This is a genomic window from Pedobacter rhodius (assembly GCF_027213645.1).
GTDB classification, from domain to species: domain Bacteria; phylum Bacteroidota; class Bacteroidia; order Sphingobacteriales; family Sphingobacteriaceae; genus Pedobacter; species Pedobacter rhodius.
In genome coordinates this window covers 245519-260339 of record NZ_JAPWGL010000002.1, presented here as the reverse complement: position 1 = coordinate 260339, position 14821 = coordinate 245519, and the positions used below count along the sequence as shown (strand labels likewise).

Below are 14821 nucleotides of genomic sequence, written 5' to 3'. Positions count from 1 at the left end.
GCGAAGACCGTTACCATAGTTTTACCGTTATTACGTAAACTTTTTAGACGCCTGCCTGTTGCAAAAGCAATACCGGTTATTTTATGCAAAATAAGGAATTCGGTAAAGCAGCAAACAAGCGATACTCAATACAGGTTGCAAGGCAATTTCGATAATGCGCTGAAGAAAAACCTTTCGCCAATTCGCATTTAATATATAAAGACATAAGGGGCGTTGAATTTTTCAATAAATCCGACAGCTATATTGCCGAAAAGGAGCATTCGATTATCAGTTAAATTCTAAAAAGGCGCTTGGTTTATAAACTAAATCGACCTGTGCGAATATTTTTGCGCATATCTTAAATTTTAATGGTCTGGATATAAGGTTTTTAAGTCAATTGAGCTGTTTTAAAGCAATTCAATTGAGTTGCAAATCCTAAAATTATATAATTTAATTATCTTAATTTTCTAATACAACGTATATTGTATAGTAAATAGACCTAACCAGGTAAACATATGAGTGAGCGCGAGGAAATAAAAACCGGATTAACGGTAGAAGAATATGCTGATTTTTTGGAATTAGCTAAATTAATATTCGGAGCGGCACCAACAGAAATAGCACTTCATGGCCTGGAGTTAGATGATAAGATAAGAAATTTACAGGAACACTCCGTCGAAAATGAATTATTAAAGTCTGTTTACCTTTCTGGCAAATTCCTGGTCGTAAATGATATTTCGACCAGCACATTCACAAAAGCTGGATTAAGCAATGATCGGAAAATTAATTTCTTCGCCGGATTTCCAATATCAAATCATGAGATAGGCTTAATCGGGATTTTAACCTTAATGGATTTAGAGCCTAAAGAAATTACAGAAGAGCAAATTCGTGCTTTAAATCTTATAACCAATAATATCGCTAAATTAATACAGGAGAAGAATAAAAATAACGAGGAGAAAAATTTCACAAAGCTCATTCACGAATCTGACGATTTAATTTGTATTGCCGGAACCAACGGATATTTTAAAAAGGTTAACCATGCATTTGAGGAAGTTCTGGGCTGGAAAGCAGGTAAACTTGAAGGTTCCTGCTTCTTTGATATTATTCATCACGATGATCAAAATTTAACACAAAGAGAAATTGAGAAACTGAAGCGTGGCCTGAAATCAGTCGATTTTATCATTCGCCTCAGAATGGTATCCGGTAAATACAGAAAAATTCAATGGTATGCCACGCCTTCAGGCGATGAAATTTTTGCCATAGGCAGGGATATTACAAAAAAATTAGAAAATAACCATCTCGCCAGAATAAATGATGAGAAATTAAAACTGGTATTTGAAAACTCTAAAGGGCTTATTTGTACACACGATGTTAATGGAAAATTCTTATCTATTAACAATGCAGCTGCAGAAAGCCTCGGTTATTCCGTAAAAGAACTGCTAAGCCTTTCACTTTTTGATTTGCTTCCCATTACCAGACGGGAAGCGTTAAAAATGTACCTGTCGAAAATTAAAAGTGAAGGTGTTGCAAGCGGGGAGATGTTAATTCTAAACAAAAGCGGTGACATCAGGGTATGGATGTTCAAAAACGTTTTTATCAATGAACCCGCCGGCGAAGACTACATTATTGGTAATGCCCTGGATATTACAAACCAGCACATGCTGGAAAAAGACCTTCGCTTCACCAAAGAGATTTTAGAACAAACCAGTAAAGTTGCCCGGGTAGGCGGATGGAGCCTTGAACTGCATATCCAAAAGCTCTATTGGACAACCATGACTAAAACCATCCACGAACTTGGCGACGATTTTCTACCTGATCTCGTATCAGGTATAAATTTTTATAAAGAAGGGGAGAGCAGGGAAAAAATTAGTTCAGCAGTTAAAAACGCGTTGGAGCACGGTGAAAATTTTGATTTAGAATTACAAATTATTACGGCTAAAGGAAATGAAAAATGGGTGAGGGCAATGGGAACTGCCGAATTTAAAGATGGGGAATGTAAGCGGCTTTTTGGTACTTTTCAGGATATTGATTTGCAAAAAAGATCATCTATAGCGCTCGCAGAAGCAAAAAAAATGTTGGATAATGTATTGAATTCAGCTTCTGAAATAAGCATAATCGCTACGGATACCACCGGCACCATTACGCTTTTCAATAAAGGAGCAGAAAGAATGCTCGGTTATGATGCTTCCAGTATGGTAGGCAGGCAAAATCTGCTCATTATTCATGATTATTCAGAAATCAAAAAAAGAGAACAGGAAATTTTAGCAGAATCAGGTAAGGTTGCAAAGGGTTTTGGGGTTTTTACAGAAGTTTCAGAGTTAAACAACTCGGGGAAGAAAAACTGGACTTATATCAAGAAAAATGGTCAGCGATTAACCGTTTCACTGGTCGTTACCGAAGTGAAAGACGCGGATAATAATGTAATCGGTTATTTGGGTATCGCAAATGACATTACCGAAAACAGAAAAATTGAAGCGGCCCTGGCTTCAGAACGGGCAAGGCTGGCGGCTTTTGTAGCGCACGTGCCTGCTGCAGTAGCCATGCTGGATAAAGAAATGAAATATGTTGCTGTAAGTAACCAATGGATAGAAGATTATAAAATGGGTAACCGGGAAATAGTCGGATTGTCACATTACGAATTGTTTCCTAATTTTAGTGAAGAAAGTTTAAAATACCACCAGAATGTGCTAAGTGGTGCCATCGAGCGAAAAGAAGAAGACATTTTTATTGAGCCGGATACCAAAGTAGAGCATTACACATCCTGGGAAATGCGCCCCTGGTACGAGAAAAGTGACACCATAGCCGGAATGATGTTATTTACACGCGATGTAACTGAAACCATATTATACCGTGAAAACCTTAAAAAAGCCAAATTACAGGCGGAAGCAGCGAGTATCGCGAAGTCAGAATTTCTCGCAAACATGAGTCACGAAATCCGGACACCCCTTAACGGTGTAATCGGATTTACAGACCTGATCTTAAAAACCAAGTTAGATTACAGTCAATATCAATACTTGTCTATCGTTAATCAATCTGCCAACTCCCTGCTGAATATTATAAATGACATTCTCGACTTTTCAAAAATAGAAGCCGGAAAACTGGAGTTGGACTATGACAAATTTGATGTATACGAAATTGCCGCACAGTCGGCCGAAATAGTTGATTATCAAATTAAAAGTAAAGGCTTAGAAATGCTGTTGAACATTCCGCCTGATTTACCAAGATTTGTATGGGGTGATGCTGTGCGTTTAAAACAAATTTTTGTCAACCTGCTGGGTAATGCGGTAAAGTTTACGAAGCAGGGAGAAATAGAGCTGGAAGTTGAAATATTATCTGTTAAAGACGGATTGTCAAATTTCCGGTTCAGCGTTCGTGACACCGGGATAGGTATTCCTCAAAAAAGTAAATTGAGAATATTTGAAGCATTTTCACAGGCCGACAATTCGACCACCAGAAAATACGGAGGCACTGGTCTGGGTTTAAATATTTCTAACAAACTTCTAAATCTGATGGATAGTTGCTTACAACTCATCAGTGAAGAAAATGTGGGCAGTACCTTTTATTTCGATTTAAGTTTGAAATCAGAAGCCGGCGCTAAAACAGAATGGGAAAACATCGATGCGTTTAAAAATATCCTGGTTGTTGATGATAATGCGAATAACAGAACAATAATAAATAAAATGCTTAACCAGCAGGGCATTAAAATCCACGAAGCCGATTGTGGAGATCAAGCTTTGGCAATGTTAGCTGCCGGAAGCAAATATGATGCTATGCTAATCGATTTTCATATGCCGGGAATTGATGGCATCGAGACAGTCAAAAAAATAAGAGAAAGTCATTATTTAAATCATCATGAACTGCCGGTAATTCTGCTGCACAGTTCAGCTGAAGATGGTTCAATTAAGACTGCCTGCGATGAACTTGACATCAGGCAAAGACTTGTTAAGCCACTTAAAGCCGAACAGGTTTTTTCTGCCCTCTCACGGCTTAAAGTTAAAGATGATCAGCGCCTAACAGACCAGCACATCGCTTATACACCAACTGTAAATGATGTTATAAATATTTTGGTTGTTGAAGATGATGATTTCAATATGTTCCTTATTACAACAATATTAAATGATTTAATGCCTAATGCCATTATTACAGAAGCAAGAAACGGATTGGAAGGTATTCAGTTTTTCAAAAATAAACGTCCTTCCATCGTCTTTATGGATATTCGTATGCCGGAAATGGATGGTTATGAAGCGACCAAACACATCAGGCTGATTAATGAAGCTGCTGCAACTGTTCCTATAATTGCCGCTACCGCCGGAAATGCAAAAAATGAGAAGGATTTATGTTTATCGGCAGGTATGGATGATTACGTAACCAAGCCTTTTAAAGAGGAACAAATAATTGAAATTCTGGAAAAGTGGCTTATGTTAAGTTTTGTCTGATTTATAGAAGATTATACATTATTTTCACCGGTGTTATTAATAAAACCTAATAATACCGCTTTAAATTTGTTATTATATTTTTTTAAACCCGAATATTTTCCTTCTCTTTAAACAAATACCAATCCGATGAAAAGAAACAGTTTGTTCAGCTTCTTATTAATTTTAAGTTTTCTAACAAGCAAAGCCCAAACAATTACCATACCAGTTGAAACCGGAAAACACAGTATTGTTTTGCAAACTGATAATGAAAACCATTTGCGTATGGTTTACAGTGGTAATAAAATGCAAAATAAAGCAGATTACGCGTTGGCATATGGCCAATTTAATTTTAACGATGGTCATACCCCTGGAGGTTACAACTATGCATATACACCAGCAGGTTCGAATACCCTGGTTGAACCGGCAATTCAATTGGTGCATGGTGATGGGAACACCTCTTTGGATTTAAAATACATTATGCATGAAAACAAGCAAATTGATCAGAATACTGAATTAACGACCATTTTGTTAAAAGACCCGAATTATAAGCTGGAGGTTACATTATTCTATAAAACGTGGAAAGCAGAAAATGTAACCGAGCAATGGGTTGAAATCAGCAATAAGGAAAACAAAGCGGTAAAACTTCAAAAATATGCTTCAGCTAATTTGTATTTTTCAGAAAAAGATTTCTATTTAACCACCTATCAGGGGAATTGGGCCGGTGAAATGCAACCCAACGAGGTTAAATTAAGCCGTGGTACTTACAGTGTAGATACTAAACTGGGTACACGGGCAATGCTCTTCCAAAACAATAACTTCATTATTTCATTTGATAAACCGGCCACTGAAACAGAAGGTTCTGTTATGCTCGGGCAGATCGCCTGGACAGGTAATTTCAAAATGGAATTCGATGTGGATAGCTATAAAAACCTCAGACTTATTGCCGGTATCAATCCCTTTGAATCGGAATATATTCTGCAACCAGGAAAAGTTTTTAAAACGCCATCCTTCATTTATACGTTTTCTGCCAATGGTAAAGGTGAAGCGAGCAGGCATTTACACACCTGGGCCAGGAATTACAGAATATTAGATGGTAAGGGTGACAGGTTAACGCTTTTGAATAATTGGGAATCGACGTATTTTGATTTTGACGAGGAAAAACTTACATCGCTAATTAAAGATACTAAAAACCTGGGTGTCGACATGTTTTTACTTGATGACGGATGGTTTGGTAATAAATATCCGCGTAACGGTGACAAATCGGGATTGGGCGACTGGCAGGAAACTGTAAATAAACTGCCTCATGGTTTAGGTTACCTGGTTAAAGCTGCAGTCAAAGAGGGTGTTAAATTCGGCATTTGGATAGAACCGGAAATGGTTAATCCGAAAAGTAATTTGTTCGAAAAGCACCCGGATTGGGCAATCAGGCAAACAGACAGACCTGATAAATATATGCGGAATCAATTGGTGCTGGATTTAACCAATCCAAAAGTACAGGATTTTGTTTATTCGGTTGTAGATAGTCTATTTATAAAAAATCCGGGTTTAGCTTTCATTAAATGGGATTGTAATGCCATAATTTTCAATGCTTATTCCGCGTGGCTGAATAAACAAAAATTGCCTCAAACACATCTTTACGTAGATTACGTACGTGGCTTATACCGTGTTTTGGAAAGAATAAGGGCAAAGTACCCTAAAGTACCCATGATGTTATGCAGCGGCGGTGGTGGCCGGGCAGATTACGAAGTGTTAAAATATTTCACCGAGTTTTGGCCAAGCGATAATACAGACCCGATAGAGCGTATTTTTATGCAATGGAATTATTCCAACTTTTTCCCGGCAATAACAACAGATAACCATGTTACAGACTGGGGCAAGCAAGCCCTGAAGTTTAGGGTAGATGTAGCATCAATGGGTAAATTGGGTTTTGATATTGTAGCAAGCAAATTGGATATAAAAGATGCTGCATTTTGCAGGGATGCGATAACAAATTATAATGCTTATAAGGAATTAGTCTGGCATGGTGATTTATATCGTTTAGTAAACCCGTATGAAAACGATTACGCGGCGTTAAGCTATGTTAATGCTGAAAAGAATAAAGCAGTTGTATTCAGCTACCTTTTAAATTACCATAATATAATTTCCGTGGAAAATCCGGTTAAACTTTCCGGTTTAAGTCCTGAAAAAAAATATAAAGTAAAAGAAATGAATATTTATCCGGGTACAAAATCGACTTTTAATGAATCTGCAAGCTATTCAGGAGATTTTTTAATGAATGTTGGTCTAAACCAGAAACTAAATAAAAACAGGACCAGTGTTATTTTGTTAATTGAAGAAGTGAAATACTAATACATTGAGCCGTTGCTTAGCGGTTCAGTTTTTTGCAAATCTTAATCCGCATAGTCATTATGAAACAAAATACGAATCCCGGTAAAATAATTCTTAAACCGTCAGTAATTCATGATGACTTGCCGGAAGTTAAAAAACCTGAGCATTTAAGAAAGAGTTCCCTCGTTGAGGACAACGAGTTGCCGGAAAATCCTGAAAGAAATTATCATCATGAAGAATTCAGGACGCTTCACGGAAATCATGATGAAATCAAACATGCCGACGATGATGAATGGAATGGAGAGGATGCTTAATTGTGATAAAATCAGTTGGATATTGCATTTAGTTTACGATTTAAAATACCCACCTGTGCGGGCATGAAGAGTTATCGAGATATGTCTTAATAAGTATAACGGGTTAAAACTTATCTGCGGAATCAGCGAAATCTGCGGGACAAATCAATGATGTTAATGCTTTAAGATTCCCGCCTGCGCTGGAATGGCGACTTGTCGAGACGTGTCTGCCCGGTTACGACGTATATAAAAATTGTCTGCTTAGTCTGCATGCAAAATCATTGATTTTAATATGCTTTAAGAAGTCCGCCTGGCATGACGGCTTGTTGATAACGACTGCGTGATCATGACGACTTATAGAGCATGCCTGCGCAAGAACTGTCGCTTAGGAAAACGTGTATTTGCGAAAATCATGAAAACCTGCTAGCTACATCTTTAAAACCTTTTATAAATCCAAAATGTTCTAATTAAAAATTCAATAGCTATGAGCCTTGAAAAATATGTTTCCAAACGTGATTTCTCGAAAACAAAAGAACCTAAATCCGGAAAAAATGAAGATAAAGAAAAGCTTTATTTTGTAATTCAAAAGCACGATGCTTCCCGGCTGCATTATGATTTCAGATTGGAAATGCGCGGTGTTTTAAAAAGCTGGGCGGTACCCAAAGGGCCATCAACAGATCCTAAAACAAAACGACTGGCCATGATGGTTGAAGATCATCCGTTCGATTACAAAGACTTTGAAGGCATTATCCCCAAGGGCGAATATGGCGGCGGAACCGTAATTGTTTGGGACGAAGGAACATACGAACCCATTGAAGAAATTGACGGTAAAAAGGCTCAGGAAAAGCACCTGATGCATCAGTTAAAAGAAGGTTCATTAAAAATTAAACTTAACGGCAAAAAACTTCACGGAGAATTTGCTTTGGTTAAAACGCATGGCATGGGTGAAAATGGCTGGCTGTTAATCAAACATAAAGACAAATATGCATCCGTAAAAGATATTACGAAAGAAGATAAATCTGTATTATCTGGAAAAACAATAGAAACGATGGAGAAAACCTCCGATAAAGTTTGGAAGGAGGGACAGGCGCAGGAAATTAAGGTCGGAAAAAAAGGTCCGCAGGAAAAGCTCGAAAAGAAAATTAAACCTGAAGAACCTAAACAAAACACAGATGTAAAAAGCCTCTTAAAAAAAATAAAAAAAACAGCCATCCCCGACGCTATCAAGCCGATGTTAACAACATTGGTGGATGAACCCTTCGATGACTCCAACTGGCAATATGAAGTAAAATGGGATGGCTACCGAACGCTGGCTTACTTAAATAAAGGAAAAGTTGATTTACTTTCAAGGAACAAGAAATCCTTTAATGATAAATTTTATCCAATTTTTGATTTGCTTAAAACATGGAAAATTAACGCGGTGTTAGACGGTGAAATTCTGGTTCTGAACGAAAAGGGGATATCTAATTTTGGTTCTTTACAAAACTGGCGCAGTGAGGCGGATGGCGAACTCGTATTTTACGTTTTCGATTTGCTTTGGTACGATGGTAAAAATTTAATGGATCTGCCACTAAATCAGCGCCAGGCTATTTTACAGGACATGCTTCCAACGGATGATGACCGGGTGCGGTTGAGCAAAGTTTTTAAAGCCAGTGGAATCGATTTTTTTGACGCTGCAGGCAGAATGGGCTTGGAAGGCATAATTGCAAAAAAATCTGACAGTCTGTATAGTCCTGATCGTCGTTCTAAAGAATGGCTTAAAATAAAAGTACACAAAAGGCAGGAAGTGGTTATTGCAGGTTTCACTAAAAATGAAAATACTTCAAAATCTTTCAGCTCTTTGCTATTAGGGGTTTACGAAAAAGGCAAACTTCAATATGTTGGTAAAGTAGGTACCGGATTCTCTGATAAACTACAAAAAACGATGATGGAACAATTTAAGCCGTTAATGATTAGCGAAAGTCCATTTGATTCCATTCCTGATGTTAATAAACCGTCCAGGTTCCGGCCAAATCCGCCTAAAGCGAAAGCAACGTGGTTAAAGCCGGAATTGGTTTGTGAAGTAACTTTTACAGAAGTAACTGATGATGGGGTATTCAGGCACCCGTCATTTCAGGGTATGCGTGAAGATAAAAAAGCGAAAGACGTTAACCGGGAAACAGAAACAGCTACTGAAAAACTTGTAGAAAAAACGCGCATAAAATCAAAAACGGAAGATAAACATGCAGCGGCTATTCATCCGCCAAAAGGCAAAGAACCCAAAACGCTACTAAATCCTAAAGAGGAAACCCAGGTCCGGAAAATTAAAGGACATGAATTAAAGTTTACACACCTGAGTAAACTATATTGGCCTGAAGATAAGGTAACTAAACGCGATATGTTTAACTATTACTATCAGGTAGCCGATTATATTTTACCTTACCTGAAAGACCGGCCACAATCGCTTAATCGCTTTCCAGGTGGTATACATGGTCCGAGCTTTTATCAGAAAGATGTTAAGGGAAAAGCGCCTGACTGGGCAGAAACTTTTCCATACGAAAACGGAGAAGGTGAAAAAAAAGAATACCTTGTTGGTACCAGTACAGATAGTTTATTGTGGATGGCATCCTTAGGTTGTATTGAAATAAACCCATGGTTTAGCCGGATTCAGCATCCGGATAATCCTGATTATTGTGTGATAGATTTAGATCCCGATAAACATACTTTTGACCAGGTTGTACAAGCCGCGCTTGAAGTTAAAAAAGTTCTGGATGCAATTGATGTACCATGCTATCCCAAAACATCCGGTTCAACAGGCATGCACATCTACATCCCGTTAAATGCGAAATATACTTATGATCAGAGTCAAATGTTTGCAAAGATTATCGTGAGCCTGGTTCATCAGCAAATTCCCGATTACACATCATTAGAACGAATGGTTTCGGCAAGGAAAGGAAAAATGTATTTAGATTTTTTACAAAACAGACCCGGGGCAACCATTGCCGGTCCCTATTCATTACGTCCAAAAATAGGTGCAACAGTTTCTACACCGTTACACTGGGACGAGGTAAAACCTGGTTTAAAAATGAAAGACTTTACTATTTTTAATATGATAGACAGGCTGAAAGCTGAGGGTGACCTATTTAAAGGTGTTTTGGGTAAAGGGATTGATTTGAAGAAAGCGATAGGTAAGGCCAAAAGTATTTTTAAATAAAATTAGACTGTATCATACTATATTAGTTTCAGTTCGTCTTTTCCGCGCAGGCAAGAACTCTCAATACGTTATACCAGAAACACATAGCTACAGCTTTTAGATTCTTATTTTCGGTCGGTGAGACACAGACCTGCGGATGGAGGAGATAAAAAGCCTCTAAATTTTGTCTTTAGAGCGAAGTGCAACGAAGTCGAGAAATCTGTTTAAATAGATTTCTCCATTCCGCTGCTCTTCTCCGATAGTTATCGGATCGACATGACGAATCTCTTTTGATATGTCATTGATAGCCCTGTTGAAGGATTTCTAAAAATTGAATTTTTAGTGTTTCGACAAGCTCAAAGCGACATTATTCAAAACTAATTGATTTATTATTAAATCAATTAGTTCTAAACGAAACTTATTTCATTCCATCATGAATTTTATTAATCATGTCAAGATGGGCTTGAACAATAGGTGCTGTTTTAGCCGCAAAAGCCTTTAATTCTGCATCTTTTCCGTCTTTAGCTTCATCCTGCATTAATTTTAAAGTTTTTTTATGACCATCAACCATCGCATCCACATAGTCTTTGTCAAAATCTTTACCGGTTTTTTTGCTTAAATCATCGGCTTTTTTCTTGTGTTCTTCATCTACAGCGGCTGGTAAAGTAATGTTCTTTGCAGCTGCAATACTCATCAGTTCTTCATTGGCTTTACCATGATCATTAACCATCATGGTTGCAAATTCTTTAACAGATGCATTCGTGCTTTTTTCAAGTGCCAGCTTGCCTAAGGAAACTTCAGCCATACCACCTACAGCAGCAGATGTTGCAAATTTAGCATCTGTTTCTTCAACTGCAATGCCGCCGGTAGCTGCTGCATTTGTTGTGGTATCTTTGCTCATATTTAAGCTGTCTGCATTTTCTTTCGCGTCTTTTGAGCCGCTGTTGCATGCCTGCATCGCTAATAAAGCCGTTGCGAGCATGCCTGTGTAAAATAATTTTTTCATCTTATTGTTGTTTTATTTTTTAACAACATTTTATTTCGAATTAAGGTTTTATAAAATTGAAACTAACCCGTTAAACAAATCCTTTTTTGAAGACGTGTAAAAACTTTATCATATAAACTTAAGGAAGTAAACAATAAGCATGCGCTGCGGTTTATTCTTAAATATTTAATCGTAAAATGGAGAATACATCATTAACCTTAAAAATTGGAGATTTTGAAGTCAATCGCCTGGGTTACGGCGCAATGCAACTAACCGGAAAGGGTGTTTTCGGAGCAGTAGAAGATGGTGCAAATGCAGTAAAAGTTTTACAAGCTGCTGTTGCAGGCGGCGTAAACTTTATAGATACAGCTGAAGCTTACGGACCAAAATTTAATGAATCATTAATAGCCGATGCGCTTTATCCTTATCAATCCGATTTGTTAATTGCGACAAAAGGTGGTTTTGACCGGCCTGGCCCTAATAACTGGATTCCAAACGGAAGCCCGGAAAACATTCGTGAAAATATAGAAGGTAGTTTACGAAGATTAAAAGTTGATACAATTGGTTTGTGGCAATTGCATCGTATAGATCCTAAAGTTGACGTCGCTGAAACATTAAAGCCAGTGGTGGAAGCTGTAAAAAAAGGCAAGATTCGTTACGTCGGCTTGTCAGAAGTTAATGTTGAGCAGATAAAAAAAATACAGGAAATTTTACCAATCGCATCTGTGCAAAATTTATATAATCTTGGAAACCGGCAATGGGAAAGTGTGTTGGATTACACGGCACAACAGCAGCTGGCTTTTATTCCATGGTATCCGCTTGCATCAGGTCCTTCAAAACTGGAAAGTAAAATTAAGGCTGTTGCAGAAAAGCATCATGCAACCATTGCCCAAATTGCATTGGCCTGGTTGTTAAAACGTTCTTCAAATATTTTATTGATACCCGGCACTAAATCTGTGGCGCATTTGAACGAGAATTTAAAAGCCGCGGCTGTTCAGTTATCAGACGAAGAATTTGAAGCCCTGTCTGCTTAGTTGAGTCAAAATCAGTAAACGTGAAGCTTAAAAAAATGCAGGATAAAAATCCTGCATTAATAACATACTTTATCACTTATCAAGCTTGAAATCATACCGCACATCATGTTATCGTTTTCTTAACAAAAGATATCATATAAGGTTTGGTTGTAATTTATCAGAAATTATGTGCAATAAAAAAGGGATAGACTTTGCAGCCTACCCCATATCTAAACCCAAACATGCGCTCAAACATGAATGAATTATTTAAGTAACAAAGGTATTAAATAATGGTTTTAAGTTCTGCATTTATGAATGAAAAAAATGTTAATTTATCGATTTAGTTGTCTCGAATCCTAATATTTAAAGTTTAACGCCAGGTAAAGTAATGCGGCTAAGGCAGCACCTAAAATTGGTCCGACAATTGGCACCCATGCATATGCCCAGTCACTGCTTCCTTTACCCTTCATAGGAATAATACTGTGAATAATCCTAGGCCCCAGATCCCTTATTGGATTTATGGCATAACCGGTTGTACCGCCTAAGCCAAGACCGATTACCCAAACCAGAAAAGCAACCGGAATCGCGCCAATTGATCCTAAGCCGATTGGTGTTTTTTCTGTACCCATTTCAGCATTCGTAAAATAAAATATTACAAATATGAGTACGAACGTTCCGATGATTTCTGAAAAAAGGTTAGACCTTAAATTTCTGATTGCGGGTGATGTGGCAAAAGGGGCGGCCTTTAAACCTTTATCTTCTGTCAGGTCGAAATGGTCTTTGTAAATCACCCAAACTAAAAAAGCACCTGCCATTGCACCACATAATTGCGCAAGTATGTAATAGGGTACTTTAATCCAGGCAAATTTTTGTGTTATTGCAAGGGCTATCGTTACCGCAGGATTGAGGTGCGCACCGCTGTAAGGCGCCGCGATAACCACACCAACAAAAACAGCAAGTGCCCATGCCGTTGTGATGACCATCCAGCCGCTATCATTTCCTTTAGTTCCTTTTAATACAACATTGGCTACTACACCATTTCCCAGGAGAATTATCAGCGCTGTGCCGATAAATTCTGCAACAAATTCGGTCATTTTTATCCTTATTTAAAACTTAAAAACTCAGGTAAATTAATCATTTAATCTTCCGCGCAAACGCGGGCAGCTTTTACTGCCCTGTTCCATCCCTTAATTCTTTCTTTATTATCTATGCCTTCAGCAGCAGAAAAAGTGCGGTTTATTTTCCATTGCGAGCGAATTTGATCTATACTATCCCAAAAGCCTGTAGCCAGGCCTGCCAGGTAAGCTGCACCTATAGCTGTAACTTCGGTAACTTCCGGTCTGATAACCTTGCTTTTCAGTAAGTCGGCCTGAAACTGCATCAGTAAATCGTTCGCGGTTGCACCACCGTCAACTCTTAATTCAGATATGCTGACACCAGCATCGGCTTCCATCGCTTTAAGCACATCCATCGTTTGATAAGCAATACTTTCTAAAGCCGCCCTTGCCAGGTGCGATTTATTAGTACCCCTGGTTAAGCCTGTAATAGTGCCTCTGGCATGCTGATCCCAATGCGGTGCGCCTAATCCTGCAAATGCCGGAACAATATAAACACCTTGTGTATCCGGAACTTTTTTAGCGAGTGTTTCGACATCAGCTGATTTTGAAATCAGGCCCAATTCATCGCGAAGCCATTGAACAACCGCACCGCCAATAAAAATACTGCCTTCTAAAGCATAGTGAACCTCATCCTTAATTTTCCAGGCGATGGTTGTTAAAAGGTTATTTGAAGAAATTTTAGCTTCAGTACCGATGTTCATCAGCATAAAACATCCTGTACCATAGGTATTTTTTACCATACCCACTTCGGTACACATCTGGCCGAAGAGCGCCGATTGCTGGTCGCCTGCAATGCCGGCAATTGGTATTTTAGCAGCGATGATGTTTCCGGCAGTTTCGCCATAAACTTCGCTTGATGATTTAACCTCGGGTAACATTTCTTTAGGAATGCCAAATAAATCAAGCAATTCGGTATCCCACGCTAAGGTATTAATATTATAAAGCATGGTTCTCGATGCATTAGTCACATCGGTAACGTGTTTTTTTCCTGCTGTTAATTTCCAGATTAACCAGCTGTCGATGGTGCCGAAAGCCAGTTTCCCTGCTTCTGCTTTTTCCCTTGCACCCTCAACATTATCCAGAATCCATTTTGCTTTGGTTGCAGAGAAGTAAGAATCGATAATCAGACCGGTTTTTTCCTGGATTTTCTTTGCCAGTCCTTTCGCCCTGATTTCGTCACAATAGGCAGATGTTCTTCTGTCTTGCCAAACAATTGCATTGTAAACCGGAATCCCGGTTTCTTTATCCCATACAACAGTGGTTTCCCTTTGGTTTGTAATGCCTATAGAATCGATAGCTCTTGCTGCCAAGCCTGCCTTAACAATTACCTCGGCAACTACCGATAACTGAGTTGACCAGATTTCCATCGGATTGTGTTCAACCCAGCCGGCTTGCGGGTAAATCTGTGTAAATTCCTTTTGTGCAATGGCTACAATTTCACCATTATGGTTAAAAATAATTGCCCTCGAACTGGTGGTTCCCTGATCGATCGACAAGATAAACTTGCTCATAACTAAATTT

At 38.4% G+C, this 14821-nt stretch carries 8 protein-coding genes; 5 read left to right on the top strand and 3 right to left on the bottom strand.

The features are described from left to right. Positions 1-494 precede the first annotated feature (494 nt). From O0931_RS06625 to ligD, 4 genes are all read left to right on the top strand, one after another. Complete coding sequence (locus O0931_RS06625) at positions 495-4412, top strand: PAS domain S-box protein (protein WP_269414776.1); 3918 nt, start codon at positions 495-497, stop codon at positions 4410-4412. 126 nt (positions 4413-4538) lie between these two features. Next, the gene (locus O0931_RS06620; protein ID WP_269414775.1) at positions 4539-6740 is read left to right on the top strand and encodes an alpha-galactosidase; all 2202 of its coding nucleotides are present in this window, start codon (positions 4539-4541) and stop codon (positions 6738-6740) included. Positions 6741-6799: 59 nt separating this feature from the next. Continuing rightward, on the top strand, positions 6800-7033 hold the full coding sequence (locus O0931_RS06615; RefSeq protein ID WP_269414774.1) for a hypothetical protein: 234 nt from the start codon (positions 6800-6802) through the stop codon (positions 7031-7033). Positions 7034-7496: 463 nt separating this feature from the next. Then, positions 7497-10205, top strand: coding sequence for a DNA ligase D (gene ligD, locus O0931_RS06610; RefSeq protein WP_269414773.1), 2709 nt, complete (start codon positions 7497-7499; stop codon positions 10203-10205). A 397-nt stretch (positions 10206-10602) separates the two neighbouring features. Here the strand turns inward: ligD and O0931_RS06605 are convergent, their stop codons facing one another. Continuing rightward, positions 10603-11190 (bottom strand): DUF4142 domain-containing protein, encoded by a 588-nt coding sequence (locus tag O0931_RS06605; RefSeq protein WP_269414772.1) that lies wholly within the window; start codon positions 11188-11190, stop codon positions 10603-10605. A 176-nt stretch (positions 11191-11366) separates the two neighbouring features. Here O0931_RS06605 and O0931_RS06600 point away from each other — a divergent pair, with 176 nt between their 5' ends. Beyond that, positions 11367-12203: an aldo/keto reductase gene (locus tag O0931_RS06600; RefSeq protein ID WP_269414771.1), complete on the top strand. Its 837-nt coding sequence runs from the start codon at positions 11367-11369 to the stop codon at positions 12201-12203. A 335-nt stretch (positions 12204-12538) separates the two neighbouring features. Here the strand turns inward: O0931_RS06600 and O0931_RS06595 are convergent, their stop codons facing one another. Next, positions 12539-13276, bottom strand: a complete 738-nt coding sequence (locus tag O0931_RS06595) for an MIP/aquaporin family protein (RefSeq protein WP_269414770.1) — start codon at positions 13274-13276, stop codon at positions 12539-12541. Between the two features lie 44 nt (positions 13277-13320). Continuing rightward, a complete protein-coding gene (gene glpK, locus O0931_RS06590; protein ID WP_269414769.1) occupies positions 13321-14811 on the bottom strand; it encodes a glycerol kinase GlpK in 1491 nt (496 codons plus the stop codon). Positions 14812-14821 lie beyond the last annotated feature (10 nt).

Coding starts and splice junctions, on each gene's coding strand:
- O0931_RS06625 (WP_269414776.1), top strand. CDS start 495: ATGAGTGAGCGCGAGGAAATAAAAACCGGATTAACGGTAGAAGAATAT.
- O0931_RS06620 (WP_269414775.1), top strand. CDS start 4,539: ATGAAAAGAAACAGTTTGTTCAGCTTCTTATTAATTTTAAGTTTTCTA.
- O0931_RS06615 (WP_269414774.1), top strand. CDS start 6,800: ATGAAACAAAATACGAATCCCGGTAAAATAATTCTTAAACCGTCAGTA.
- ligD (WP_269414773.1), top strand. CDS start 7,497: ATGAGCCTTGAAAAATATGTTTCCAAACGTGATTTCTCGAAAACAAAA.
- O0931_RS06605 (WP_269414772.1), bottom strand. CDS start 11,190: ATGAAAAAATTATTTTACACAGGCATGCTCGCAACGGCTTTATTAGCG.
- O0931_RS06600 (WP_269414771.1), top strand. CDS start 11,367: ATGGAGAATACATCATTAACCTTAAAAATTGGAGATTTTGAAGTCAAT.
- O0931_RS06595 (WP_269414770.1), bottom strand. CDS start 13,276: ATGACCGAATTTGTTGCAGAATTTATCGGCACAGCGCTGATAATTCTC.
- glpK (WP_269414769.1), bottom strand. CDS start 14,811: ATGAGCAAGTTTATCTTGTCGATCGATCAGGGAACCACCAGTTCGAGG.